We start from the raw sequence: 24,948 nt of genomic DNA, 5'->3' as shown, positions 1-24,948 counted from the left end.
ATTTAGTATATTTGCACCAACATCAATACTTAATTTATTTAAGACTATGGAGCTTCCGATTTATTTAGATAATAACGCAACAACGCCGATGGACCCACGGGTACTTGAGGCAATGATACCTTATTTTGTACAGAAATTTGGCAATTCTGCCAGCCGTAATCACGCTTTTGGCTGGGTTGCAGAAGAAGCTGTTGATTATGCCCGCGAACAGGTAGCACAGTTGATTGGTGCAAACGAAAAAGAGATCATTTTTACTTCCGGGGCAACTGAATCTGACAACCTGGCACTGAAAGGTGTTTTTGAGATGTATAAGGAAAAAGGGAATCACATCATTACCATGACGACTGAGCACAAAGCCGTTTTGGATGCGTGCAAGCATATTGAAAAATTAGGCGGACGTGTTACTTATTTATCACCAAAGCCTGATGGATTAATTGATTTGGAAGAATTGGTTGCAGCTATGACCCAGGAAACGATCCTGGTTTCCATTATGTATGGCAATAACGAGATCGGTGTCATCCAGCCGATCAAGGAAATTGCTAAAATCGCACATCAGTTTGGTGCCTTATTTATGACGGACGCGACACAAGCTGTTGGGAAAATCCCGGTAAACGTGATTGAAGACGGTATCGATTTACTGGCTTTATCTGCACACAAAATGTACGGCCCGAAAGGTGTCGGTGCTTTATATGTCCGCCGTAAAAATCCTCGGGTTAAAGTTACGGCACAAATGGACGGCGGCGGACACGAGCGTGGAATGCGTTCAGGTACTTTGAACGTTCCGGGGATTGTTGGTTTGGGCAAAGCTTGTGAACTTGGCCGTTTGGAAATGCAGCAAGATGCAGTAAGGCTTTCTGCTTTGCGCGATAAACTGGAAAATGCCCTGACACAACTGGAAGAATCTTATGTGAACGGAAATGTAAACCATCGCTTGCCGCACACCGCCAATATTTCTTTTAAATATGTAGAAGGGGAAGGCTTGATGATGGCGATGAAAGATTTGGCCGTTTCTTCCGGTTCTGCCTGTACATCAGCTTCGTTAGAACCTTCTTATGTGCTGAAAAGCTTAGGCTTGTCTGATGATTTGGCACATTCTTCCATCCGTTTTGGTTTGGGCAGGTTTACTACAGAGGAAGAAGTTGACCGCGCTATCGAAGTTACCCGAAATGCCGTTACGCATCTTCGCGAACTTTCCCCGCTTTGGGAAATGTTCAAAGAAGGCATCGACCTGGATTCTATTGAGTGGGCAGAACACTAAAATTCACCTTGTAAAAACAGCATTGTCAAACTGCTTGTTATCTTTGCAACAATAATATTCAACATTAAACTAAAAATAAAAAGCTATGGCTTATTCAGATAAAGTAATCGATCATTATTCAAACCCACGCAACGTTGGTACTTTGGACAAAAGCAGCAACAAAGTTGGAACCGGCTTGGTTGGCGCGCCAGAATGTGGCGACGTGATGCGTTTGCAAATTGAAGTTGATGAATTTAACGTGATCAAAGACGCAAAATTTAAAACTTTTGGCTGCGGTTCTGCTATCGCATCTTCTTCTTTGGCAACCGAATGGCTGAAAGGAAAAAGTATTGATGATGCCATGAAAATCGACAATATGGACATTGTGGAAGAACTGGCTTTGCCGCCGGTGAAAATCCATTGTTCCGTTTTGGCAGAAGATGCGATCAAAGCAGCCATTAATGATTTCCGTGTAAAAAACGGTTTGGCACCAATTGAATCTGAAAAGGTTCATCATTAATTTGAATTGTAAGTTTTTAAGTTTTAGGTTGTAAGTTTTAAAAACTTCAGTCTTAAAATTTTTTGATACTGTTTTTAGCATACTTTTTTTAGGTATTGCCGATCAACATAAAACTTATAATTTAATGTTAAACTTTATATAAAATGATTACGGTAACCGATAAAGCAAAAAGCAAAGTTGAAGAGTTGATCCAGGCATCCAACCTGAATGAATCTTATTTTCTGCGTGTTTCTGTTGCTGGCGGAGGCTGTTCAGGTTTATCTTATAAACTTGATTTCGACAATGAAATAAAACCCGGAGACCAGTTTTTTGAAGATAAAGGAATCAGGATTTCTTTAGATATGAAATCTTTTTTATATCTGGCCGGTACTGAGCTGGATTTTTCTGACGGATTAAACGGAAAAGGCTTTAACTTTCATAACCCGAACGCCAGCCGTACCTGCGGTTGTGGCGACAGTTTTTCTGTATAAAACTTTTTACAACATACACCAAAAAAGGGATGCTAAAAACAGCGTCCCTTTTTTGTTTTAGCACGTAAATAAATTTAAGTTTGGCTTGCCAAAATTTACTTTATAAACTTGCTTTTCATGAATCCGGTAACAGAATATTCCACCGTTCCCAGTCTTTTACAAAATATTATCCATCGCATCCATCCCGATAGTGCTGTTTTTATGACCCATAAAGTGGAGGAAGTTTGGGAAGAAATTACCTATAAACAAGCTTTAGAAAAGATCAATGCCATTTCTGCCTATTTTTTAAATATGGGGATTAAGAAAAATGATCGCTTGGCATTAATTCTGGATAACGGTCCGGATTACGTGTATTACGATCAGGCGTTGCAGCAAATTGGCGCAGTAAATACTTCCATTTATCCTACCCTTTCGGAAATAGAAATAGAATATATATTGAATGATTCCGGTGCGAAAACTTTACTGATTGGCAGTCCGTTCCTCCTCAAAAAAATACTCAAAATAGCCAACAGTTGCAAAGAACTCATTCGCATTATTCCGGTTTTTGATGATTATCAGAAATACACTGAAAAAGCTAAATTTAATGCTGGCATCATCTCCTTTTCCGCTTTAATTGCAGAAGGAAACCAAGTATTAGATGCTTATCAGTCAACGATAAACAGTTCCCGCGAAAGCATTTTAACATCTGATGTTTCTACCCTGATTTACACATCCGGCACAACTGGTACGCCAAAAGGTGTGATGCTAACCCATTATAACTTAACACAAAATGTGCGCGCCAGCTTGGATCAAATTACAGTAATCACCAAAGATGATGTGTTTTTATCCTTTTTGCCGCTTTCGCACGTTTTTGAACGTACGGCAACTTATCATGTTTGTATGGCAACCGGTGCTAAAATTGCTTTTGCACAAAGTTTGGAGTTGCTGGCCAAAAACATGGCAGAAATTAAGCCAACCGTAGTAAGTTGCGTACCGAGATTGCTGGAACGCATTCACGATCGGGCAATGAAAAGCGGACAAGCTTCTGGAGGAATTAAAACCAAACTGTTTTTATGGTCGTTGGAGAAAGGCCGGAAATTTAGGTTGATAAAAGAAGCAGGCAAAAATCCGGGATTGATTTTATCCGCAGAAAATAAACTGGCAGACAAACTGGTTTTCAGCAAAATCAAAGAAAAAACTGGCGGACGGTTAAAATTCATGCTTTCCGGCGGAGGCGCACTGCCAAAAAATGTAGGCGAGTTTTTTGGTGATTTAGGTATCAGAATTTTAGAAGGATTTGGGTTGACAGAAACCTCGCCCGTAATGTCTGTTACCGAATACGACCGTCAGATTTATGGTACAGTTGGAAGGATAATTCCGCGCATAGAAGTGGCCATCCAAAACATCGACACGCGTAAAATTTATACCATACAAACGCACAACACTTTTAAACCCGACTTTGAATCGGAAGAAGGCGAAATTATCACTCGTGGCCATTGTGTGATGAAAGGTTACTGGAACAAACCCGAAGAAACCCGCAATGTAATTGATGAAGATGGCTGGTTTCATACCGGCGACATTGGCCGTTTTTACAAAGGAAATTTGCAAATTACTGATCGCCTAAAAAACATGCTGGTCAATTCTTTTGGTAAAAATGTTTATCCAACACCCGTTGAAAACACTTATTTAAAAAGCCCGAAAATTGAAGGTGTTTTTTTAATTGGCGACAAACGCGAATATGTTACTGCGTTCATCATTCCTTCCAAAGAATTGTTGCAGGAAACATTTAAATTGGATGAAGCTTTTTTTGAGCAAGATGCTGTTTTTATCGATGAAAAAAACATCATCGATTGGATTAATACGGACATTAAAAAACTATCCAACGAACTGGCCAAGTTCGAACGGATCAAAAACTTCAAAGTAAAACGCAACCCTTTCAGCATGGAAGAAGGCGAAATTACGCCAACTTTAAAAGCCAAAAGAAAAGTGATTGAGAAGAAATATGCGGAAGCTATTGATCAATTGTATTTGCAGGAAATTGATATGATTTGAGGAGATTGTAGGGGTAAAAGAAGTATTTTAAATAGTTGGGTATCATAAGATACGGACATATTATATACGAATGAATCAACAAGAATTACTTCAATTAATATCTAAGTATTTTGCAAGATTTAGCGAACAAATAGACATTTTAAATAAAAACAGTGAATTCAGCATTAACATACATGCCGAAAATGTTCTGGTAAAAATTTTAAATACAATATTTGACTGTGATTTTGAGAATGTGAATTACGTTGAAGGTAAAAATTATAATAGTATAGATTTAAGGGACAAAGGCGGAAAATTATCTGTTCAAGTTACAGCTACATCTAGTATTAAAAAGATAAAAGATACTTTAGAGGGCTACACAAAAAATCAACATTTTAAACATTATGAAAGCTTGAAAATACTGGTTCTTACTGGAAGACAAAGAAGTTATAGTCAAAAAGCTCTCAGTAAAATAACTCAAGCTTTTTATCATTTTGATGATAGTTCTGACATATTAGACTTTTCTACTTTGTATTTTCTGTTGAATAAGCAGAATGACATAGCAAAAATTCTTTCAGTAAAGGAATTGTTAGAATTACAATTTAGTGATATTAACACAAAAATTAGATTACCAATTATCCTAACTTTTAAAGATTTGTGTACTGTTCTAAAACCATATTTTGATGAAAACGGTCATGTTTTTAAAATGTTTGGTCCTAATTCCGGTGCAAATGGATTAGGTCTACTAAGATGGGATTTAACATTGTGGGAAAAGTCGAAGCGAGACAAAATCTTACCCAACAACCGTGATATCTCTGCATTGATAACTGAGTACAAAAAATTTATCCCAGACGAGAACAAAGAATTATTTGAATCTTTTCTGGCTCATTCCTATGCTTTTGAAAAGCACTGCGAAGATTCAAATTTTGATTATACACTGTATCAATTTCCTAACCCAATTGTTCATGTCATTAACAAATTTGCTAATGGATAAGCTTTCAATAATAGAGATTTGGTTGAGGAAAGCATTTATTCAACATAAGTGTTTAAATGAAATTTACATCATTGGTTCAATATTATCGAACCCATATTCTAATGCAAATGATGTTGATGTTATACAAATAATTTCCTTTTTTGAAGGAAGTGAAATGGCTGGTTACATTGAAAATTTAAATGCAATAAAAAATGATTTTTATAAAGATTTTTTAAAACCTCTCCACATAACAACTTTTACCCAAAATGAATTGACAGACTTTGATCAATTTATATCTTTAAATATTCATCTAAAAATTATTTAAATGGGAAAAGACCTTCATCCAACTATACTTCCCTTTATAAAAGATAAAATAGAATTCCATCAAGATGTGATTTCTGTTACAGATATTTCAACTAATGAACATTACATGTTTCGTATTACAAGAAGAAATGGAATGCGCGACATTGTAGTTCTTTTAGATGATGGCTACCATTTTAGTGAGTTTGATTACTATTCAAAGCCATCAGATCTAAATGAGGGCGGCTTTATACTTATTGCACGTCCCGAGTCAACAATTTCTGATTATTTACGACAACATGAACCAGCTGATAAAATTATTATTGGCAAATTGGGAATATTACTTGGAGCTTTAAGGAAGGACGAATTTTGGACGTATGAGAAGCCTATACCAAAGGCTAAAGATTCAAGATAAGTTTAGCCAACAGATTTAAAGAATAAAATTTTTCATATCTGAAATTTAAGAGTTAAAAGAAGCATCTAAAACAAAATCTGTTATTTAAATTATATTTGTTATTGATTTTGAAGTTATAAAACAACTAAGAAGATTATGCTGGACCTACATCCACAATATATTAAAGATGCTAATGGCGAAAAATCATTAGTGGTACTTTCTGCCAAGGAGTTTAAAACCATTATCGAAGAACTGGAAGATTTAGAAGATGTTAAACTTTATGATGAAGCTAAAATTGAAGATAGTGGCGAAAGGATTCTATTTTCAGATTACCTGAAAAACAGAAAACAGAACAATGTCTGAATATACAGTTGTATTATCTAAAAAAGCTCAAAAACAATTAGATAAACTTTCTGATAATATTGCCGAGCCTATCCTTGATGCCATTATAGGTTTAGAAAAAAATCCCAAACCTTTTGGGTATAAAAAATTAAAAGGCAGAGAAGGATATAGAATAAGAGCCGGCAATTATCGTATTATCTACGATATAATCGATACCGAACTTATTATTGATATTATTGCTCTAGGCCATAGGAAAGATATTTACGAGTAAAACAGTTTTTACAAAAAGTATCTCCTAATTTTTTATGTTCACATTAATACTTCTTTTACCACCAAAATTTAGCATTAAAACCTATTTTTGCCGTTTCCAATCATTGGTGAAAATACATGAGTACAAATTTATCAGAACAGGAGTTTTTACGCCGTGAGGCACTTCAGAACATACGTAATTTAGGTATCAACCCTTATCCTGCCGAAGCTTACGGGGTTACTGCAACAGCGGAGGAAATATTACGGGAATTCCCCAATCAGCCAGAAAAATACCAGGAAGTACAAATTGCTGGCCGCATTATGGGCCGCCGCATTATGGGTAGTGCTTCTTTTATAGAGTTGCAGGATTCGACCGGACGCATCCAAGTTTATATCAAACGCGACGATATTTCTCCTGGTGAAGACAAAACGCTGTACAACACGGTTTTTAAAAAGCTGTTGGATATTGGTGATTTTGTTGGTGTAAAAGGATTTGTCTTTACCACTCAAACCGGTGAAATTTCGGTGCATGTGCAGGAGTTGACCATTTTATCCAAATCTTTAAAACCGCTTCCAATTGTTAAGCGTGATGAAGAAGGTAACATTTACGACAGCTTTACAGATCCGGAAATGCGTTATCGTCAGCGTTATGTTGATTTAACAGTAAACCCGGATTTTAAGGAAATTTTCATCAATCGCTCCAAAGTGGTCAAAACCATGCGCAACTATTTCGACAGTTGTGGCTGGATGGAAGTTGAAACGCCAATTTTACAATCTGTACACGGCGGCGCGGCTGCACGTCCGTTCAAAACACATCATAATGCGCTGGATGTTCCCCTTTTTCTTCGGATTGCCAATGAATTATACCTCAAAAAGCTGATTGTTGCCGGTTTTGATGGCGTTTATGAGTTCGGAAAAATGTTCCGGAATGAAGGCATGGACCGCACGCATAACCCGGAATTTACCGGATTGGAAATCTATGTAGCTTATCAGGATTACATCTGGATGATGGGCATGGTGGAAGAATGTCTGGAAAAAGTTGCAGTTGCTATTCAGGGGAAAACCAAGATTAAAGTTGGTCAAAATGAAATTGAATTTGCCGGTCCTTATGAAAAGCTGTCGATGTATGATTCTATTTTGAAATTTACCGGAATAGATGTATCAGCAATGGATGAAGCAGCTTTGCGCGAAACTTGTAAAAGTTTACAAATTGAAATTGCTCCATCTATGGGAAAAGGAAAACTGATCGATGAGATTTTTAGCGAAAAAGTAGAAGCAAATTTAATCCAGCCAACCTACATTACGGATTATCCAATTGAGATGACGCCACTCGCCAAAAAACACCGCACAAAAGAAGGTTTAGTAGAACGTTTTGAATTGTTTGTAAATGGAAAGGAAATTGCAAACGCATATTCTGAACTAAACGATCCGATTGATCAGCGCGAACGTTTTGAAGAGCAGTTGCTGCTGGCCAGCCGCGGCGATGAAGAGGCAATGGTTGTGGATGAAGATTTTTTACGCGCTTTGGAATATGGAATGCCGCCAACTGCTGGTTTAGGAATTGGGATTGACCGTTTGGTAATGCTGATGACTAACCAAAGCACTATTCAGGAAGTATTGTTTTTTCCGCAGATGCGGCCCGAAAAGAAAGCTGTGGTTGCTAACACGGAAGATTTTATGGCGATTGGCGTGCCGGAAGAATGGGTTCCGGTGATCCAAAAAATGGGGTTTAATACCGTTGACGATCTTAAAAAATCAGTGCCAAACAAAGTATTCAATGATCTGGGCGGAATGCGAAAGAAGCTAAAACTTGACCTTGTCATCCCTTCCAAAGAAACTGTGATGAAATGGTTTGACTAAAGCGTTGGTCATCAATATTTAACATAAAATTAAAGACCGGTTAATAACAATTGCCGGTCTTTGTTTTGTATTATAATTTTAAATAAAGATGATGAACTCCAGTTTTGAAATAAAGGACAATGAATATCAGATCAAATTCAGCAAAACACAATTTGATTTAGATTTTGTAAAAAGTATCCTGGCATTTATCAACCAAAAACTATCGGTAAAAGAAGCATTGACAGCCGAAAATATAAAAGATATTTATGTAGAAAAAGGTTATGATCAAGAAGATTATTTCAGTCACCTTGACGAAAAATAACCGCTAGAACTGCTGCCTGAAACCACCGCGCACAACCTGCTGCTTGTCCATTTGCGCCATTTGGCCTTTCATCATTTTGATCTGCTCGGCCAACAACTTGTTTTTATCTGCTTTTTGCGCTTCTTTCAGGTACATTTCGGCTTCGCGTTTGTTGCGTTTTGACATGGAAATTCCGGCCAGGCTTAGTTTTGCCAAGGCAATATTGTGCGACATCGACATGCCGAGCGACAATGATTTCTTAAAAAACTTCTCTGATTTCAGCGGAGATTTGTTGGATTCGATCAAACCCAGCAACAAATTGTAATAACCATGCTGGTTGCGGATCAATTGCTTTTCGTAATCGGTGATCCTCGCCAAAAAACCTTCTGCTTTCGGCATGTTTTCCTTCCGCATAAAATATTGGGCCAGCAGCATGTTTTCATTGAAAAAGAACGTCAGCAGCACAATTCCGCCGATCAGGAAAACCAAAACCGCCCACCACCAGAAACCAAAAGCGGCCAGCGTAACCGCTGCACCCAAAATTACACAAGCTATAATTAACCGAACAATATTTCGCATTTGATGTATTTAAATTTGGATAGCAAATATCCGCTAATTTGTACGTTAAATCAATTTTTAGAAATATTTTATGTCGATTGCATTAGAGCCTTCCTGGCTGGAAATTTTAAAGCCTGAGTTTGAAAAAGATTACATGCTGAAACTAAAAGCTTTTTTGCAGGAAGAAAAACAAACCGGACATGTTGTTTACCCGAAAAGCAAGGATATTTTTAATGCTTTTGCCCAAACACCTTTTGATGATGTAAAAGTGGTAATCATCGGTCAGGATCCGTATCATGGTGCAAATCAGGCACATGGCTTGTCTTTTTCGGTTCAAAAAGGCATAGCTGTCCCACCGTCTTTACAAAATATTTTTAAAGAACTGCAGCAGGAATATCCGGAATACGTGATCCCGAAAAACGGCGATTTGACACATTGGGCACAGCAGGGCGTTTTAATGCTGAACGCCACTTTGACCGTGCGTGCCAATCAGGCCGGTTCTCACCAAAAACATGGCTGGGAAATTTTTACGGACAAAGTGATAACCGAAATCTCCAACCGAAAAGAAAACGTTGTTTTTTTACTTTGGGGGAAATTTGCACAAGCCAAAAGTGCGTTGATCGATCCGGCAAAACACCATTTGCTGGAAGCGGCGCACCCTTCGCCGTTTGCCGCGCACAATGGTTTTTTTGGTTGCGATCATTTTTTGGAAGCGAACGTAATTTTGGAAGAAAACAGCATCGAACCGATTGACTGGCAAATTAATTGATACTGTTTTTATCGGTGTTTTTTTAGGATCCTTTTTGCACTTTGTGATTTTTATCCAAAAACGTTACAGGCAACAATCCTATTTCAATTCATCCAAAACTTTAAACATTTTAGCTTTAATAGCCGAAGTTTTTCCGCTGTAATTATTTACGATGATGGAAAAGCACAGATCCCTTCCGTTGTTGATTTGATAACCGGCATAGGCCAAAACGCTGTTGATGCTGCCGCTTTTCATCGTCATTTCATTATAAATTGGCAAACTTTTTAAAAAATCCGGGAACCAGCTTTCCTTTTTTGCCGAAGCCAGGATTTTAGCTATGGTTAATGTAGTTACCCGGTCGCCGGGCGATAAACCGCTTCCATCAAAAATGTTCAACGTATTCGGGTCGATGCCTTTTGTCTTCCAAAAGTCCTGCAAAACTGCCACACCGTTTGCTGTGGTAGCTGGTTTACCGGCTTTCCGGGCGATGGTTTTTAACAGTTGCTCTGCATATAAATTGATGCTTTTTTTATTCAGCCAAAATATGATTTCGCTTAATTTTGGTGATGCAATATTGGCTATAACCTGATCGGCTTGCGGCATTTGTCTTTTTAAAGACGCAAAAGTTTCTGTTGATTCCGGCATTCCAATGGCAACAATTTTCAATTTGTATAAAGTATCGGTCAAACGAAAAGCAGCATCATAAGCCGGATCAGGAAGGGCTGCAGAAATAGTGCGTTTGGTCAAATCTTCCGCATAAGTACCACGCAAATACATGATGCTGTTTTTATCGGGCAAATATGCGTAAGCCTGATCGCCGGAACCCGGAGCACCGGTCAGCAATTCATTGTTAAAGTGAAGGTAAGGCATTGCCGGGACCTGCCTTAAAATTTTTACCGGATTTCCAACTTGTGTTTGCTGTAATTTTATGTCGAACTGGTTTTCGCGCCAGCACAAACCCGAAGTTCCGGCACCATAATAATTGCCCAGGTCCTGCCAAATCCAGCCATCCGGGATTTTTTGTGTGCCAAAAACAGTATCATCACCAATGATTGATCCTGTAATCTTTTTGATCCCGGCTTTTTGGACCGCTTCAACCCAAGTTTTCAAAACCGTGTTTTCTTTGGAGGAACCATAACGCCAGCTGCCAAGTGTTGGGTCGCCGCCGCCTTTAATAATTAAATCGCCGTTCAAAGTTCCATCCGCAGCAATTATTCCGCGGTAACCCAAAGTGGTTTGGTATTGAAAATCCTTCCCCAGCAAATTAAAAGCGGTTATAGAAGTAATGGTTTTTAAAGTTGAGGCCGTTGCCAAACCCATGTCCGGGCGGGCCAAAAAAACGGTTTCGCCTGTTTTCGCATCCAAAACCGTAAGCGAAACCGAGGCATATTTGCATTGTGTATCCTGCTCTAAACGGGCAAAAGCGGTTTGTAATTTTAAGTTGAGGCTTTGCGCGTGCAACAATCCACAGCAAAAAAACAGGGCTAAAAACAGTATGCTTCTTTTATCAGGCATTTTTCAGGTTGAGGGAAAACAGATCAATTGACAATTTAATTTTCCGAAACTATTTGTTTTTGAGGAAAATTGCCAAAAATTTTATAAAACAGTTTACTTTTTAAAGAAAGACCGAACCACAAAACTATTATTTTGCACCGGTTTTTAAATTTGACCTGTAATAAAACCAAAGCAAAAAGATTTGACCAATTTTTAGCCGATAAAAGAAGCATCAGGCCGGATACATTTCTTTTTTCTCAGTAAAAATAATTACGTTTGGAATTGCAGAACATATCAATTATCTATATAAACAAAACTACATGAGTTTATTTTTAAAAAAGCCAATCAGCCAGTTGATGGCAGAATCAGCAGAATCTGAAAAAAGCCTGAAGCGTACGCTTACGGCCGGTTCTTTAATTGCGTTGGGCATCGGGGCAATTATCGGGGCGGGTTTGTTTGTTCGTACGGCAGCGGCAGCAGCACAAAACGCCGGTCCATCAGTAACTTACGGTTTTATTGTTGCTGCCATCGGTTGTGCACTTGCTGGACTTTGTTATGCAGAATTATCGTCCTCTATCCCAATTGCAGGCAGTGCTTATACTTATACTTACGCAACTATGGGCGAACTGATGGCCTGGATTATCGGCTGGGATTTAATTTTAGAATACGCAGTTGGTGCCGCAACGGTCGGCATTGCCTGGAGTGAATATTTAAACAGATTATTGGGTGATGTTTTGGGCGTTAGCGAAATACCCTATCAATGGTGCCACTCGCCTTTTCAACATGCAGGGGACGTACACGGAATCATCAACTTACCTGCATTGTTTATTGTCATAATTTTAACCATGCTACTGATCCGCGGCACACAGGAATCAGCTTTGGTCAATGGTATAATCGTAATCACTAAAGTTTCCATTGTAGTTTTAATTATTGTTTTAGGTTGGAAATTCATCAACCCGGCAAATCATACACCTTACATTCCTGCAGCAACTACTTATATTGACCCTGATGGTTTACCACATAATTTTGGCGGTTTCTGGGGGATTATCGGTGCGGCCGGAGTTGTATTTTTTGCTTTTATCGGCTTTGATGCCGTAAGCACAACCGCTCAGGAAGCCGTTAACCCAAAACGTGATATGCCGATTGGCATTTTGGGTTCGCTTGCCATTTGTACCGTTTTGTATATTCTTTTTGCACATGTACTGACCGGAATTGCAACCGTAGAAGATTTCAGGACTTCCGGTAAAGAAGCTTCCGTAGTATTCGTAATCAATAAATATATGATCGGCTACGGCTGGTTAAGCAAACTGGTAACTGTAGCAATTTTGGCCGGGTTTTCATCCGTAATTTTGGTAATGCTTTTAGGCCAGTCGCGCGTGTTTTATTCCATGAGCCGCGATGGTTTGTTGCCAAAAGTTTTTAGCGATATCCACCCAAAATATAAAACGCCTTACAAAGCAAGCTGGTTTATTTTGATACTGGTAGGTTTGTTTGCAGCTTTTGTACCCGGGGATATTGTAGGCGATATGACCAGTATCGGAACTTTGTTTGCCTTCATCCTGGTTTGTATTGCGGTAATTGTATTGCGTAAAACCAATCCGGAATTGAAACGCGAATTTAAAACACCATGGGTTCCTTTAGTGCCTATTTTAGGCGCACTTGTTTGTGGTTTGATGATTTTGGGCTTAGGCTGGCCAAACTGGCTGCGTTTAATTGTCTGGCTATTAATCGGTTTTGTAATTTATTTTACATATAGCAAAAAGCATTCTGTACTGCAAAATAAAGGTATTGTTGTAGAACCCATTGATCCTCCAAAACCTAATTTTATAGATTAGTATTTAAAACATACTTACAAAAAAGGTTCTGCCACGCAGAACCTTTTTTAATTTTAATACTTTCCTTAGCTGTTAATTATATCTGATGAAAAACAACAAAAACTTATGGGTGCTGGTTTTTATTTGTGTCATCAATTCCCTGGGTTTTGGCATTATCGTCCCGCTCATTTATCCGTACGGTAAGCAGTTTGGCATCACCGAGCAAACACTTGGCTTGCTGACCGCTTCTTTTTCTATCGCACAATTTTTTGCCACACCGGTTTTAGGCTCATTGTCTGATAAATACGGCCGCAAACCGATTTTGATCATCAGCCTGATCGGCACCTGCATTTCTTTTGTTCTCTTTGCAGAAGCACGCAGTATAGTCATGCTTTTTGGAGCCCGGATTTTGGACGGTATCACCGGCGGCAACATTTCTGTGGCCCAGGCAATGGTTTCAGATTCCTCTACGCCCGAAGACCGCGCCAAAAACTTCGGCATCATTGGTTCGGCTTTTGGCTTTGGTTTCGTTATCGGCCCTGCAATCGGTGGCGTTTTAAGTAAAATCAGTTTGCAGGCACCGTTTTGGTTTTCCGCCGGGATCGCGCTGACCGGTGTGCTTTGCTGTTACTTCTTTTTAAAAGAAACCAATCAGGAACATAAGCGTAAAAGCGGCAGTAAGTTCAGTTTCAAATCGTTGATCACCATACTGAAAAAACCGGTTGTGGGAAGTGCTGTTTTTATCGGCTTTTTATTGACCACGGCACAATTTGCCATGATCATTGGCTTCCAGACATTTACGGCAGATACGCTTAAAATAACACCATTCCAGATTGGCGTTTTCTTTGCCGGCTTTGGCATTTCCGGTATTTTAATGCAGCTCGCCGTTCCTTATATCAACAAAATTTTTACTTCCAAATCTTTCATACTTCTTTTATCACTTGTTTTTTGTTTTGTGGCGATGCTGCTTTCCGGCTTTACCAATCAGCTTATATTTTTTGCAGGATGTATGTGTGTTTACGGTTTGTTCAACGGATTGCGGAACCCGATGCTGAACGCAGTTATTTCCGAACGTGTAGCAGAAAACGAACAAGGCCAAACGCTTGGGATCAATCAATCTTATGCTTCGATCGGCCAGATATTAGGCCCGATCAGTGCCGGTTTGATTTCAGGTTTTTCCGTGCATTTTGTTTTCTTTTTGTCCGCTTTATTCATTTTAGCCGGATTTTTATATACCTTGATTTTACGCTCAAAAGAAAAAACCAACCCGATATGATGCTGAAATTCAACCCCAGGGAAATCCTTTCCGTTACGATGATCCTTTTTGCCATTATTGATATTATCGGCACCATCCCGATCATCATTGATATGCGCCAGAAATCCGGAAAAATCGAATCCGAAAAAGCATCCTTAACAGTTTTTATACTGATGGTGATTTTCCTTTTCGTGGGCGATCAGCTCCTGGCCATCATCAACATTGATGTCGCCTCGTTTGCCATTGCCGGTTCGCTGGTCATTTTTGTGATTGCGGTCGAACTGATTTTGGGCGTTCGTTTGTTCAAGGAAGAAGAAATCTCCTCAACCGCTTCCATCGTTCCGCTCGCCTTTCCGCTGATTGCCGGTGCCGGAACCATGACCACTTTACTTTCTTTAAAATCAGAATACCAAACCCAAAACATCCTGGTCGGCATCACGCTAAACACTATTTTTGTTTATCTGGTGCTTAAAAATGTGCAGGTTTTAGAAAAGTTGCTCGGCAAAACCGGTTTAAACGTTTTGCGCAAAGCCTTCGGGATCATCCTGCTGGCCATTTCCATCAAACTTTTCAGGAGCAATACGCATTTGTAAAACTGCATTCAAAACAAACCCATCAAAACGCTTTCTGCGGAGGTTGTTTTAAGCTTACCGATTAACCAAATCCGCACCCGAAATTTAGGTGATAAAAACAGCATGCAATTGGGTTTATTTTAAAAAACATGATAAGCATTTGTTTAAATTTTACCCACTCTGTTTTCAATGCTTCTTTTATCCCATAAAAAACGGAAATTTCCATGCTTCTTTTATCGGCCTAAAATTGGAAAACAAGATTTACGGGCATAAAAGAAGCACAATGATTTTCCGACAAAAACTTTAAACAAGTCCCTGAATGATTTTAAAAATTTACCAGGCCGATGCCTTTACCGATCAGCTTTTTGGCGGAAACCCGGCGGCTGTTTGTCCGCTGCAAGAATGGTTGCCGGATGAAATGATGCAGAAAATCGCTTTGGAAAATAACCTGGCAGAAACAGCATTTTTCGTTCCGGATGCTGATGGTTTTATGCTGAGATGGTTTACGCCGGAACTGGAAATTGACCTGTGCGGACATGCAACTTTGGCTTCGGCACACATCATTTTTACAGAATTGGGTTTTGCAGAAAAACAAATCAGCTTTAAAACTAAAGTTGCCGGAACATTGGTGGTTTCCAAAACAAACAATATTTATACTTTGGATTTCCCAGCCCGGCCGCCGCAAAACTGCGAAGTGCCGGATATTTTGCTTGAAGCTTTGGGCGGAAATGCCACGCCTTCCATCATCCAGAAATCACGTGATTATTTTTTGGTTTACGAATCCGAAGCAGCTATCATCAACCTGAAACCTGATTTTAGTTTGCTTGCAAAAATTGATGTCATCGGCATTATCGTAACCGCTCCGGGCGAAGAAGTTGATTTTGTTTCCCGGTTTTTTGCGCCGTCGTGCAGCGTGCCTGAAGATCCGGTTACTGGTTCGGCGCATTGCACTTTGATCCCGTATTGGGCAAAAAGGCTGGATAAAAACAGTATGCACGTTTACCAGTTATCGGCACGAAAAGGTGAATTGTGGTGCGAAAACAAAGGCGGCCGGGTGCTCATTTCCGGCAAAGCGGTTACTTATCTGCGCGGGGAAATTTTCGTTCCGTAACTTCGTGGCATCTTTCAAACGAAAGTTAACAGCTTTAAAAGAAAAAATATTAGCATTGCTGTTGTTTTTTCTTTTTTAAAATGCTGTTTTTACCACATAAAAAACTACTGAGATGAACACAAACCCTTTCCGCTCTTTTTGGATGGCGGGTTATGAATGTACAGACCAAATGAATTATTACGGCGACCGGGTTGATCTGCTGACCCTGACCGGACATTATCAGCTGATCGACCAGGATTATAAAGATCTGGCACCATTTAATATCAAAACCGTACGTGAAGGCATCCGCTGGAGCAAGGTAGAAAAACGACCTTACGAATACGATTGGACGGCTGTAGCCCACATGATCCAAAGCGGAAAAGCCAACGGCATACAGCAGTTATGGGATATTTGCCATTTCGGTTATGCAGATGATCTATCACCTTTACACCCGAAATTTGCCGATCGGTTTGAAGCATTGTGCCGTGCTTTCGTTACGTTTTACCGCTCGGTCAATCCGGATGAAACCCTGATTGTTACACCAATAAATGAGGTAAGTTTTATTTCGTGGCTGGGCGGCGATGAAGGTGCAACAACGCCGTACGCACACAGACAAGGCTGGGACGTAAAATATGCTTTGATGCGCGCCTACATCCGCGGGATTGTGGCGATGCGGGAAGTTGACCCGTCTGTCAGGATCATGACGACCGAGCCTTTGGTGCAGATTGTGCCCGAATTTGATGCTACCGAAGAGGAAATTATCGATGCAAAAAACGCACATGAAAGCCAGTACCAGGCGGTGGATATTCTGGCTGGCAGGCTTTGCCCCGAACTGGGCGGCTCGCCGGATTATTTGGATATTTTGGGCTTTAACTATTATTACAATAACCAGTGGACACGGAAAAACCATCATTTTATGATGTGGATTGATGAACCATTAGATGTCCGTTTCCGGCCGTTCAGCAGTTTGATGACAGAGGCTTATCATCGTTATCAGCGGCCCGTGGTGTTATCAGAAACCAGCCATCCGGCAGAAGACCGGCCAAAATGGATCAAATATGTGGCTGATGAATCGGCCATCTTGCTGCAAAACAACATTCCGTTTTGGGGCGTTTGCATCTACCCGATCATTGACCGGCCGGATTGGGACCATCCAACGGTTTGGCATCATTCGGGTTTGTGGGATGCCGAATTTTACCCGGACGAACTGCCGCGCCGCGTACTTTACCGGGAATATGCCGATGCGCTTTTGGCCGGACAGGCAAAAGTTGCTGCAGCTTCAAATGATGCGGATTATCAATAAAAATTTGGGGTATTGGAAAGCTGTTTAAGTTATAATGCTTCTTTTATCGCCTAAAAAACCGTGAATTTTTTGCTTTTGATAAAGATCAAAAAATATAGGCTAAAAGAAGCATTGAGGTCTTCTAAAAATAATAGTTAACCGGCCACAAGATTTTGCAAAGCCGTTCGGATTTAAACACCGAACGGCTTTCTCTTTTCAAAATTAGAAAAAAAGTGCTTTTACAAAAATAAAAATTAAAAGTTTTGGTTTATTTGCCAATGCTTCTTTTACCGGTATAAATTTAGTGAATCCAATCTTCGCACCTCTCCCATTCAAAAACATCAAATATTTAAGGGCGAACAACAAGCGGATTTTGTTTTTTGATCCTGAAATTGTATATCAAACACAACCTGTAAATATTTACAAACGCATACAGGCCAGCCTGGAATTTGCAAAAATGTTTCCTCCAAAGCCAAACAACACTTGTGCCTGCGGATGCGGTGAAACTTTAACCGGAAGAAGAACGCGCTGGGCAACCAAAGCCTGTACTGTTTTTGCCACCCAAATTTGGGAAATTATTGATGGCCGGCAAGCTACCATTAAAAAATTTATTACATTATATACCGGCGGTTGGAAATGTATAAATTGCAATTCATCCAAACATGTAAAATTGGACCATATCATTCCGGTAAAATTGGGCGGCGGCGGTTGCTGGCTCAATAATTATCAATTGCTTTGCCACAATTGCCACGTACAAAAAACTAACTTGGATTTTGGCTGGAAGCAATCTGCTGAATCTAAATAACCTAAAACAAAGCTCCTGAAAGTTGGATTAAAAGATATTTAATCGTAAAAAATATTTAATTCAGATAACTTCCTTTCAATATAAGATATAATTGGCAAGCTTTGTAAACCCGTATTATACTTTATATTTATGCTGATGTAATAATTATGTTTGATGAAAACATGGATAACCAAACAAAATTTACAGTCATAAAAGCAACATTATGATCCTGCAATAAAAGTTTGAACAAAGCTTTTCCAAAAAAATAAAAAACGCTTGTTATATACGTTAAATTTGCAGAACATTGATTTTGCAAAAATGACCGATTTCCGCTTCTCCGCTACTGATAAAACCAACATATTTTTATGCATCTGTTTTTGCCTGATGTTGAATGTGCATCAGGCATTTTCGCAGGAAAAAACACCGGTAAAAACAGCATCAGATACACTTGTTAAAACCCCGGACACCTTACTTTTCCGGATTGAACGTGCAGAAAATGCAATCAGTCAGATCAATTCGCACAACAAAAACGGTTACAATCTCAGCCAAATACGTACAGATTTGCCTGAAATAAAAGCCAATGTTGCCGAAGTTAAAGAAGATGTTTCGGGCACATCGCGCATCATCGAGATCAAAACGTTGTTGAGTTATCGGTCTATTTTAAAAGACGCACAAGTACAGCTTTCGGAATGGCGCAAAACGTTGTCGGATTACAACAACAACCTGCGCCAAATGTCCGGTCAGATCATCAGTTTCAGTACCGATACGCTGCTGTCTGCATCAAAATTGGATACCACAGCAAAACAACTTTATGGTGCGCAACTTACAAGTTTACAGCAAAAATTACAGCAAACCGGCCAAACTACCACCAATACTTTGGATAGTGTTGGTACTTTGCTGGCCGATGTTTCCAAGCTTTATTTTGAAGTAAATGATTTGCAAACCACAATCTCCGAACATTTAAAAATATCCGGCCAAAATGCGTTCAGCAAAGAATCACCATACTTGTGGTCTGCGCCACTGGTTACAACCACTACAAACATTGCAAAACTTTTTCGCACTTCGTATTCAGGCCAAAACCGGATATTGTCCTACTTTTTCAACAATACCTGGGATAATCGTGTACTTTTAATTGTATTCGGCACGTTATTTTTTCTTTGGGTTTTCCGTAATTTTAAACTGATAAACAAAGCACCGGTCAACCCAAAGCTGGCTGCTTTAAAACTGAATTATATCAGCCGTTTTCCTTTACTGGTTACATTGATTGTAGTTTTGAATTTAACTCCGTTATTTGAACCGGGTTCGCCGCCTTCCTACATTCAACTGATCCAACTTGCACTGCTGTTTTTACTGACTATTTTTTTCAGAAATAAAATAAAACCGGCACAATTCAAATTCTGGCTGCTCTTAGTTGCCTTATACATAATTGTTTCTGTAACCGTTGCAGTTATCAATTACGGCTTGATTTTGAGGAGTTTACTGATCTTTTTTAATCTGGCCTGTATGTATGCCGGGTTGGTTTTCTATAAGAAAACAGACCGCCGGACCATACGCAAAAAATACCTGAAACTGATGATGGGCATCTACCTGCTGCTGAACGGGCTAGCGATTTTGTTAAATATACTTGGGCGCATCAGCTTGGCCAAAGTGTTTAGCCAAACTGCAATCACCAGCCTTATACAAGTTGTTGGTTTGGCGGTACTTGTACATATTTTATCAGAGGCTTTAGAATTACAGATCAGGATCAGTGCCTGCTCGGAAGGTTTATTTTCAAGGATTAATCTAACAAAAGTCCGTCGCAGTTTTCGTAAAGTATTATCTGTACTTGCAGTTTTATTATGGTTACTTGTATTTTTTATCAACTTGAATTTTTCGGGTACTTTGTTCAAATTAACAGAATTAGTGTTGACCAAACCACGCAACCTTGGAAGCATTAACTATACCCTGGGCAACATTTTACTTTTTGGGCTGATCATTTATATTTCACTTTGGTTGCAAAAAAACATAGGTATTATATTGGGCGAGAACAGTTCTGACTATGCAAGTAAAACTGAACAAAAAAGTTCTAAACTTGCACTTATCCGGCTCATCGTTATCATCGTTGGTTTTTTTATCGCGATCAATGCTTCCGGTTTCCCAATAGATAAAATCACGGTTGTTTTGGGTGCTTTGAGTGTGGGTATTGGCCTGGGTATGCAAAATATTGTAAACAATTTTGTTTCGGGTATTATCTTGATTTTTGAAAAGCCTTTTCAGATTGGGGATTTTATAGAACTGGCCGATAAAAAAGGCAAAGTGCTGGACATTGGCATTCGGGCTAGCCGGATGCTTACGCTACAAGGATCTGAAGTGATTGTGCCAAACGGAGATTTGCTTTCCGGCCGGTTGGTAAACTGGACGTTGAGCAACAATTATTTAAAAACAGAATTTTTATTGAAAGTAAGCAGCGAAACAGACTTTACAGCTGCAAAAAAAATAATCGAAGAAGAAGTTTTAAAAGTAGAAAACAGCATTAAAAACTATCCGGTAGAAGTTTTGTTCAACACAATTACTGCGGATAGTATTGAATTAAAAGTTGGGGTTTGGATAGACAGCATTTACAACGAAACCAGCTTTAAAGGCAAAATTTTAGAACAGCTTTTTGCCAGGTTCAAAGAACAAGGTATCAAAATGATGTAACTGTTATTAATTTGATATTTTTACAATTTAAGATCCGTTCAAGGCTTTCAATTGTATTTTTCTGAAAAATGAGTTTGCATTATTTTTAACAGGTTTTTGATAAAACCCCGGCTTCGTTGTATTTCATATTTTAGATTATCAGGGTCTGCCAGTTCCAAATCAAACAGGATTGATTTTAAAACACTGATATAATTTAGATAACCATCAAAGTTTTCAAATTGAATGATAAAACCCGAACTATTGCTGTATAACGGAACCGGTATTCCGCATATTTTAAATTCTTCAAAATAATTTTGCTTTAGTTCTATGCCTAAAAAATCATTTCTTAAATTTTTCATGTCTAAATAATTTAGTCTAGGTTCAAATCAAATCAACAGCTATTTGGTAAGGTAAGTAATGATATGGAAGCTATGTTTTTATTAAAACGCCTTTGTTAAAAAGGATGTTGCAAAGATAAGCATATCCTAATTTTTATAATTAGTATAAACACTTAATTATCAATCGTATTTATACTGTTTTTTATCAGATAAGAGCCTGTTTAAATTTTGTCCGGTATGTATTCTATGCTTCTTTTACCGCATAAAAAACAAAAAAAAACATGCTTCTTTTATCAGTATAAAAACCGAACATGAAATTTATAAGCTAAAAGAAGCATATCAATCTTTGATATAAAATTAAACATTCTCTAAATCTTCATACATTATTGTTGTTGAAACAGTTGTGCTAAATCTGTCATTCAGGTTGTTATTTCAAATCCGGATCAAGAGCTATTGCAGGCTCAAACTCTTCAATTTTCCAGTAGGGAATATAGCCATTGTTGTTTGCGATTTTTATTGCTGCCCGGATACCATCAGGCTGACTAAAATCCAATCTTATAAATTTTACACTATCGCCAATTGTTAAAGTTTGGATGGATTTGTTATCTTCATCCAACACATCCAAATCCTGGTAAGCATCTGATTTTTGATCCCAGGTACTGATCCTTACTTTTTTATCGGCATAACGATATTCCAATTTGCGTAAAACTTTAACAAGTTTAGTATCATATTCACGGTTGTTGTGATGCAGGATGCTTCTTTTACAAGATAAAAATCCGGCAGTTAATAAAAATATCATTACTAAAATATAACCAAACTTTTGCTTTATAACTTTTAGTTTCACAATCAAATTATTAATATTTGGATTGATATTTACAATCTAAATCACACCAACATATTTTGCCAGCCCATCAATTGCACCACTTCTGAAAATTCATTTTGCAGCGGTGCTTTTATAACAATTAAATTGCCATAAACAGGATGTACAAACGATAATTCTGCCGCGTGAAGCATCATGGTTTCCATTTGCCATCGTTCTTTAAACATCCGGTTTTGCTTGTTGCAGCCATGTGTCCGATCGCCAATAATTGGATGAAAGATATGGCTGAAATGTTTCCGCAACTGGTGCATACGGCCGGTTGTAGGTTTTGCTTCTACCAAAGAATACCTGGATGTTGGATGTGCGCCTAAAGGAATATCCAATTCGGCCCGCTGCAAAGTTTTAAAAGCGGTAAAAGCATCCTGCAAAGCACCGTTTTCTTTGTGCAAAGGATAATCAATTTCCTGATAATCAAGTGTATGCCCGCGCAAAATGGCCAGATACTTCTTTTGCACCTCATTTTTTGCAAAAGCAGTTTGCATCAGTTTTTCGGTTTGTTTATCCAGGGCGAAAAGCAAAACCCCGGCGGTTTTCCGGTCGATGCGATGTGTGGGGTTAACCCACTTGCCGATTTGGTTTTTTAAGAGCTGCAAAGCAAATTCATGCACATCCCTGGCTAGGGCAGAACGGTGCACAAGCAAACCATGCGGCTTGTTGATGGCTATAAGATGCTCATCCTGATATAAAATTTCTAAAAGCAAACGGTGTAAAATTAAATGTTGATCGGCACAAATTTAGGGCAATAAAAGAAGTATTGGCCTAACCAATTTATTATTTTAATTTCAACGGTCAGATCCCGGAAAAAAAGTTTTATGCACAAAACACGTTTAGAAGCTTTCAGTGATGGTGTAATTGCAATCATCATTACCATCATGGTTTTAGAACTTAAAGTTCCGCATGGTGATAACTTAACTGCAATTGTTGCGCTGCTGCCCATATTTTTAAGTTATGTTTTAAGCTTTGTTTATGTTGGGATTTACTGGAACAACCATCATCACATGTTTTTTGCTGTTGATAAAATAAATGGTAAAGTGCTTTGGGCAAACCTGCATTTGCTGTTTTGGCTGTCTTTAATCCCGTTTGGTACGGAGTGGATGGGCGAAAATAATTTTACCAAATGGCCGGTTGTTGTTTACGGTTTTTTGTTGATGATGAATGGCGTTGCTTATAGCATTTTAGCTTCTGTATTAATGAAACAAGCCGGTAAAGAATCTAAATTAACCAAAGCTTTTGGTAAAGACCGGAAAGGTAAAGTTTCGGTTTTAATTTATCTGCTGGCCATTGGCCTGGCTTTTCTCAACCCAAAACTGAGTTTGGTTTTGTACGGAACTGTTGCAGTTTTGTGGTTTATCCCCGACCCAAGAATTGAACGGACTTTACTTGGGCACGGACAAATTTAGCAGGTCAGTAATCAAATTCTCCTTTTTAAAGTTAACAAAACTTTGGCAATACTCTGGTCGCGCATCACTTCGAGCAGCAAGGTACGGTCGTTTTTAGACCTGAAAATTTCGTCGATTTCCTGCAACGTCATGTGGCCAACTTTTTTAAAATTAATGGCCAGGATTTCGTCGTTCTTCTCTATTCCGGTCAAATCTGCGGCCGAACCGGGCTCCACACGGCAAACAATAATCCTGCTGAAATTATTTCCGACGGCATAATATTCAATCCCGCTCATATCATGCTCAAAAGGTTGCTTGATGTTGCTGTTTGGTTTAAGGTAGATAAAGCCTTGCCGGTAATCAAACCAAATAACAAACCGTTTTAACAAATCCGTACCGATGCTGCCGTCGCGGCTGATATTGGCCATTTTGTCCATCGCACTGCTGGAATCCGGAAAAGCCGTGACCACTTTGGCAAACTGATAGCTGCCGATTTCCATTGCCTGCACCCTGCCCATAAAACCATTGATCGGCCCGCTCAAACCCACGCCAAGGTTTGCTGCCGCAATAAACTTATCCGGTTTTTCGCCGCAATTGTTCCATCCGTTTTCGAGCGATAAAGGATGGCCGGCACCTAAATCAACCAGTAGTTTTTCGGTAGATGCAGGCCGGTCATCAAAATTAACCTGCGCCTGCAAGTAGGGTTTTTTATCTTCCACCAACAGCGGGATTTTTGTTGTCCGTTTATAAGAAGGGCTTTTTCTAAGGTTAAAAGCAGTAAGCGTACTGTCTGCAAAATTGATTTTGACCGGGAAACTATTGAAAAAATCATAACCGATCAAACCATGGATAGGCATACCGGCGTAGGATGACAGGTCAAAAACATCTTTAGCTAAAATTGCCGCCGAAATCTGATTGTTTTCTACGCCTTTAAGCTGCAGTTTTAAACCCGGCACCAGCCAGGCATCCAGATCATTGCCTTCGCCCAAACCCAAAACTTTGATCTTTTTTTTGTATTTCAGGCTGAGGGAATCCAGCAGTTTCGGATCAGTGATGATCATTAACCCGCAACCGGTGTCCAAAATAAAATTATATGGCCCATGCTGATTGATCTGCAGCTGGACAACAACCATATTTCTGACCAAGCGAAACGGGATAACCGCTTTACAATGATTCCCGGTTACGGTAAAATCCTGCGCACAAACAGGCAAAGTGTTCCACATCAGCCAAAAAACGGCCAATAATAAAACGCGCCTGCTTAGGTAATGCTGCACAAAATAAAACCGCACGGTGTTGATTTTTAGGTTGATTAAAGTTACGGAAATAAATATCAATACTGTTTTTATTGATATAAATTTTGTATGCGGTTGTTTTGGTTCAAAGCTGCCCGAACGATGCTTCTTTTATCGGTAAAATTTTGACATGATCAATTTTATCATGGCCGAAAACTATTGATAAACACAT

At 39.1% G+C, this 24,948-nt stretch carries 26 protein-coding genes; 20 read left to right on the top strand and 6 right to left on the bottom strand.

Translation table 11 applies throughout. The features are described 5' to 3' along the window. The first annotated feature begins 46 nt into the window (after positions 1 to 46). The 11 genes from ACOFKR_RS06670 to ACOFKR_RS06620 all read left to right on the top strand — a co-directional run bounded on the left by ACOFKR_RS06670 (position 47) and on the right by ACOFKR_RS06620 (position 8,653). Positions 47 to 1,258: an IscS subfamily cysteine desulfurase gene (locus ACOFKR_RS06670; RefSeq protein ID WP_419803243.1), complete on the top strand. Its 1,212-nt coding sequence runs from the start codon at positions 47 to 49 to the stop codon at positions 1,256 to 1,258. 85 nt (positions 1,259 to 1,343) lie between these two features. Then, positions 1,344 to 1,757, top strand: coding sequence for a Fe-S cluster assembly scaffold IscU (gene iscU / locus ACOFKR_RS06665; protein ID WP_174289309.1), 414 nt, complete (start codon positions 1,344 to 1,346; stop codon positions 1,755 to 1,757). 143 nt (positions 1,758 to 1,900) lie between these two features. Beyond that, positions 1,901 to 2,227, top strand: a complete 327-nt coding sequence (locus ACOFKR_RS06660) for a HesB/IscA family protein (RefSeq protein WP_419803242.1) — start codon at positions 1,901 to 1,903, stop codon at positions 2,225 to 2,227. 117 nt (positions 2,228 to 2,344) lie between these two features. Continuing rightward, positions 2,345 to 4,258 carry an AMP-dependent synthetase/ligase gene (locus tag ACOFKR_RS06655; RefSeq protein ID WP_419803241.1) on the top strand — a complete coding sequence of 638 codons (1,914 nt, stop codon included), beginning with the start codon at positions 2,345 to 2,347 and terminating at the stop codon, positions 4,256 to 4,258. Between the two features lie 70 nt (positions 4,259 to 4,328). Further along, a complete protein-coding gene (locus ACOFKR_RS06650; RefSeq protein ID WP_419803240.1) occupies positions 4,329 to 5,228 on the top strand; it encodes an SMEK domain-containing protein in 900 nt (299 codons plus the stop codon). Then, on the top strand, positions 5,221 to 5,532 hold the full coding sequence (locus ACOFKR_RS06645) for a hypothetical protein (protein ID WP_419803239.1): 312 nt from the start codon (positions 5,221 to 5,223) through the stop codon (positions 5,530 to 5,532). Before ACOFKR_RS06650 ends, ACOFKR_RS06645 begins: the two co-directional genes overlap by 8 nt. Further along, positions 5,533 to 5,922, top strand: a complete 390-nt coding sequence (locus ACOFKR_RS06640; protein WP_419803238.1) for a hypothetical protein — start codon at positions 5,533 to 5,535, stop codon at positions 5,920 to 5,922. Positions 5,923 to 6,057: 135 nt separating this feature from the next. Next, the gene (locus tag ACOFKR_RS06635; protein WP_419803237.1) at positions 6,058 to 6,264 is read left to right on the top strand and encodes a hypothetical protein; all 207 of its coding nucleotides are present in this window, start codon (positions 6,058 to 6,060) and stop codon (positions 6,262 to 6,264) included. After that, a complete protein-coding gene (locus ACOFKR_RS06630) occupies positions 6,257 to 6,514 on the top strand; it encodes a type II toxin-antitoxin system RelE family toxin (RefSeq protein ID WP_419803236.1) in 258 nt (85 codons plus the stop codon). Before ACOFKR_RS06635 ends, ACOFKR_RS06630 begins: the two co-directional genes overlap by 8 nt. A 116-nt stretch (positions 6,515 to 6,630) precedes the next feature. Beyond that, entirely contained in the window at positions 6,631 to 8,352 is a 1,722-nt protein-coding gene (gene lysS, locus ACOFKR_RS06625) for a lysine--tRNA ligase (RefSeq protein WP_419803235.1), read from the top strand. Between the two features lie 88 nt (positions 8,353 to 8,440). Next, a complete protein-coding gene (locus ACOFKR_RS06620) occupies positions 8,441 to 8,653 on the top strand; it encodes a hypothetical protein (protein ID WP_419803234.1) in 213 nt (70 codons plus the stop codon). Between the two features lie 3 nt (positions 8,654 to 8,656). Here the strand turns inward: ACOFKR_RS06620 and ACOFKR_RS06615 are convergent, their stop codons facing one another. Beyond that, positions 8,657 to 9,211: a DUF2892 domain-containing protein gene (locus ACOFKR_RS06615; RefSeq protein WP_419803233.1), complete on the bottom strand. Its 555-nt coding sequence runs from the start codon at positions 9,209 to 9,211 to the stop codon at positions 8,657 to 8,659. Positions 9,212 to 9,281: 70 nt separating this feature from the next. Here ACOFKR_RS06615 and ung point away from each other — a divergent pair, with 70 nt between their 5' ends. Continuing rightward, complete coding sequence (gene ung, locus ACOFKR_RS06610; protein ID WP_419803232.1) at positions 9,282 to 9,959, top strand: uracil-DNA glycosylase; 678 nt, start codon at positions 9,282 to 9,284, stop codon at positions 9,957 to 9,959. A gap of 78 nt (positions 9,960 to 10,037) precedes the next feature. Here ung and dacB read toward each other — a convergent pair whose 3' ends face one another. Next, complete coding sequence (gene dacB, locus ACOFKR_RS06605) at positions 10,038 to 11,453, bottom strand: D-alanyl-D-alanine carboxypeptidase/D-alanyl-D-alanine-endopeptidase (protein WP_419803231.1); 1,416 nt, start codon at positions 11,451 to 11,453, stop codon at positions 10,038 to 10,040. Between the two features lie 299 nt (positions 11,454 to 11,752). On the opposite strand from dacB, the gene ACOFKR_RS06600 reads away from it, so the two are divergent. From ACOFKR_RS06600 to ACOFKR_RS06570, 7 genes are all read left to right on the top strand, one after another. Continuing rightward, positions 11,753 to 13,267, top strand: a complete 1,515-nt coding sequence (locus ACOFKR_RS06600; protein WP_419803230.1) for an amino acid permease — start codon at positions 11,753 to 11,755, stop codon at positions 13,265 to 13,267. A gap of 85 nt (positions 13,268 to 13,352) precedes the next feature. Then, positions 13,353 to 14,522, top strand: a complete 1,170-nt coding sequence (locus ACOFKR_RS06595) for an MFS transporter (RefSeq protein WP_419803229.1) — start codon at positions 13,353 to 13,355, stop codon at positions 14,520 to 14,522. After that, complete coding sequence (locus ACOFKR_RS06590) at positions 14,519 to 15,094, top strand: MarC family protein (RefSeq protein WP_419803228.1); 576 nt, start codon at positions 14,519 to 14,521, stop codon at positions 15,092 to 15,094. The genes ACOFKR_RS06595 and ACOFKR_RS06590 overlap by 4 nt, the downstream gene beginning before the upstream one ends. A gap of 298 nt (positions 15,095 to 15,392) precedes the next feature. After that, positions 15,393 to 16,184 (top strand): PhzF family phenazine biosynthesis protein, encoded by a 792-nt coding sequence (locus ACOFKR_RS06585; RefSeq protein WP_419803227.1) that lies wholly within the window; start codon positions 15,393 to 15,395, stop codon positions 16,182 to 16,184. Positions 16,185 to 16,296: 112 nt separating this feature from the next. Then, a complete protein-coding gene (locus ACOFKR_RS06580; protein WP_419803226.1) occupies positions 16,297 to 17,466 on the top strand; it encodes an amine oxidase in 1,170 nt (389 codons plus the stop codon). Positions 17,467 to 17,749: 283 nt separating this feature from the next. Next, positions 17,750 to 18,250 (top strand): HNH endonuclease, encoded by a 501-nt coding sequence (locus ACOFKR_RS06575; RefSeq protein WP_419803225.1) that lies wholly within the window; start codon positions 17,750 to 17,752, stop codon positions 18,248 to 18,250. A gap of 297 nt (positions 18,251 to 18,547) precedes the next feature. Further along, positions 18,548 to 20,908, top strand: a complete 2,361-nt coding sequence (locus ACOFKR_RS06570; protein ID WP_419803224.1) for a mechanosensitive ion channel family protein — start codon at positions 18,548 to 18,550, stop codon at positions 20,906 to 20,908. A gap of 47 nt (positions 20,909 to 20,955) precedes the next feature. On the opposite strand, the gene ACOFKR_RS06565 is transcribed toward ACOFKR_RS06570, so the two are convergent. The 3 genes from ACOFKR_RS06565 to ACOFKR_RS06555 all read right to left on the bottom strand — a co-directional run bounded on the left by ACOFKR_RS06565 (position 20,956) and on the right by ACOFKR_RS06555 (position 22,806). Further along, on the bottom strand, positions 20,956 to 21,246 hold the full coding sequence (locus ACOFKR_RS06565; protein ID WP_419803223.1) for a hypothetical protein: 291 nt from the start codon (positions 21,244 to 21,246) through the stop codon (positions 20,956 to 20,958). A gap of 406 nt (positions 21,247 to 21,652) precedes the next feature. Continuing rightward, a complete protein-coding gene (locus ACOFKR_RS06560; protein ID WP_419803222.1) occupies positions 21,653 to 22,024 on the bottom strand; it encodes a hypothetical protein in 372 nt (123 codons plus the stop codon). 86 nt (positions 22,025 to 22,110) lie between these two features. Beyond that, positions 22,111 to 22,806, bottom strand: a complete 696-nt coding sequence (locus ACOFKR_RS06555) for a pseudouridine synthase (RefSeq protein ID WP_419803221.1) — start codon at positions 22,804 to 22,806, stop codon at positions 22,111 to 22,113. Positions 22,807 to 22,917: 111 nt separating this feature from the next. Between ACOFKR_RS06555 and ACOFKR_RS06550 the strand changes: the two genes are divergently transcribed. Further along, positions 22,918 to 23,505: a TMEM175 family protein gene (locus ACOFKR_RS06550; protein ID WP_419803220.1), complete on the top strand. Its 588-nt coding sequence runs from the start codon at positions 22,918 to 22,920 to the stop codon at positions 23,503 to 23,505. 11 nt (positions 23,506 to 23,516) lie between these two features. Here the strand turns inward: ACOFKR_RS06550 and ACOFKR_RS06545 are convergent, their stop codons facing one another. Continuing rightward, the gene (locus ACOFKR_RS06545; protein ID WP_419803219.1) at positions 23,517 to 24,818 is read right to left on the bottom strand and encodes an aspartyl protease family protein; all 1,302 of its coding nucleotides are present in this window, start codon (positions 24,816 to 24,818) and stop codon (positions 23,517 to 23,519) included. Positions 24,819 to 24,948: the final 130 nt, after the last annotated feature.

This window comes from Mucilaginibacter sp., from assembly GCF_965201005.1.
Lineage (GTDB): Bacteria > Bacteroidota > Bacteroidia > Sphingobacteriales > Sphingobacteriaceae > Mucilaginibacter_A.
Note: the sequence above shows the minus strand (reverse complement) of the source record. Positions and strands in the feature narration are given on the sequence as shown.

Excerpts from the sequence above, each read along its gene's own strand:
- ACOFKR_RS06670 (WP_419803243.1), top strand. The coding sequence starts at position 47 with ATGGAGCTTCCGATTTATTTAGATAATAACGCAACAACGCCGATGGAC.
- iscU (WP_174289309.1), top strand. The coding sequence starts at position 1,344 with ATGGCTTATTCAGATAAAGTAATCGATCATTATTCAAACCCACGCAAC.
- ACOFKR_RS06660 (WP_419803242.1), top strand. The coding sequence starts at position 1,901 with ATGATTACGGTAACCGATAAAGCAAAAAGCAAAGTTGAAGAGTTGATC.
- ACOFKR_RS06655 (WP_419803241.1), top strand. The coding sequence starts at position 2,345 with ATGAATCCGGTAACAGAATATTCCACCGTTCCCAGTCTTTTACAAAAT.
- ACOFKR_RS06650 (WP_419803240.1), top strand. The coding sequence starts at position 4,329 with ATGAATCAACAAGAATTACTTCAATTAATATCTAAGTATTTTGCAAGA.
- ACOFKR_RS06645 (WP_419803239.1), top strand. The coding sequence starts at position 5,221 with ATGGATAAGCTTTCAATAATAGAGATTTGGTTGAGGAAAGCATTTATT.
- ACOFKR_RS06640 (WP_419803238.1), top strand. The coding sequence starts at position 5,533 with ATGGGAAAAGACCTTCATCCAACTATACTTCCCTTTATAAAAGATAAA.
- ACOFKR_RS06635 (WP_419803237.1), top strand. The coding sequence starts at position 6,058 with ATGCTGGACCTACATCCACAATATATTAAAGATGCTAATGGCGAAAAA.
- ACOFKR_RS06630 (WP_419803236.1), top strand. The coding sequence starts at position 6,257 with ATGTCTGAATATACAGTTGTATTATCTAAAAAAGCTCAAAAACAATTA.
- lysS (WP_419803235.1), top strand. The coding sequence starts at position 6,631 with ATGAGTACAAATTTATCAGAACAGGAGTTTTTACGCCGTGAGGCACTT.
- ACOFKR_RS06620 (WP_419803234.1), top strand. The coding sequence starts at position 8,441 with ATGATGAACTCCAGTTTTGAAATAAAGGACAATGAATATCAGATCAAA.
- ACOFKR_RS06615 (WP_419803233.1), bottom strand. The coding sequence starts at position 9,211 with ATGCGAAATATTGTTCGGTTAATTATAGCTTGTGTAATTTTGGGTGCA.
- ung (WP_419803232.1), top strand. The coding sequence starts at position 9,282 with ATGTCGATTGCATTAGAGCCTTCCTGGCTGGAAATTTTAAAGCCTGAG.
- dacB (WP_419803231.1), bottom strand. The coding sequence starts at position 11,453 with ATGCCTGATAAAAGAAGCATACTGTTTTTAGCCCTGTTTTTTTGCTGT.
- ACOFKR_RS06600 (WP_419803230.1), top strand. The coding sequence starts at position 11,753 with ATGAGTTTATTTTTAAAAAAGCCAATCAGCCAGTTGATGGCAGAATCA.
- ACOFKR_RS06595 (WP_419803229.1), top strand. The coding sequence starts at position 13,353 with ATGAAAAACAACAAAAACTTATGGGTGCTGGTTTTTATTTGTGTCATC.
- ACOFKR_RS06590 (WP_419803228.1), top strand. The coding sequence starts at position 14,519 with ATGATGCTGAAATTCAACCCCAGGGAAATCCTTTCCGTTACGATGATC.
- ACOFKR_RS06585 (WP_419803227.1), top strand. The coding sequence starts at position 15,393 with ATGATTTTAAAAATTTACCAGGCCGATGCCTTTACCGATCAGCTTTTT.
- ACOFKR_RS06580 (WP_419803226.1), top strand. The coding sequence starts at position 16,297 with ATGAACACAAACCCTTTCCGCTCTTTTTGGATGGCGGGTTATGAATGT.
- ACOFKR_RS06570 (WP_419803224.1), top strand. The coding sequence starts at position 18,548 with ATGACCGATTTCCGCTTCTCCGCTACTGATAAAACCAACATATTTTTA.
- ACOFKR_RS06565 (WP_419803223.1), bottom strand. The coding sequence starts at position 21,246 with ATGAAAAATTTAAGAAATGATTTTTTAGGCATAGAACTAAAGCAAAAT.
- ACOFKR_RS06560 (WP_419803222.1), bottom strand. The coding sequence starts at position 22,024 with ATGATATTTTTATTAACTGCCGGATTTTTATCTTGTAAAAGAAGCATC.
- ACOFKR_RS06550 (WP_419803220.1), top strand. The coding sequence starts at position 22,918 with ATGCACAAAACACGTTTAGAAGCTTTCAGTGATGGTGTAATTGCAATC.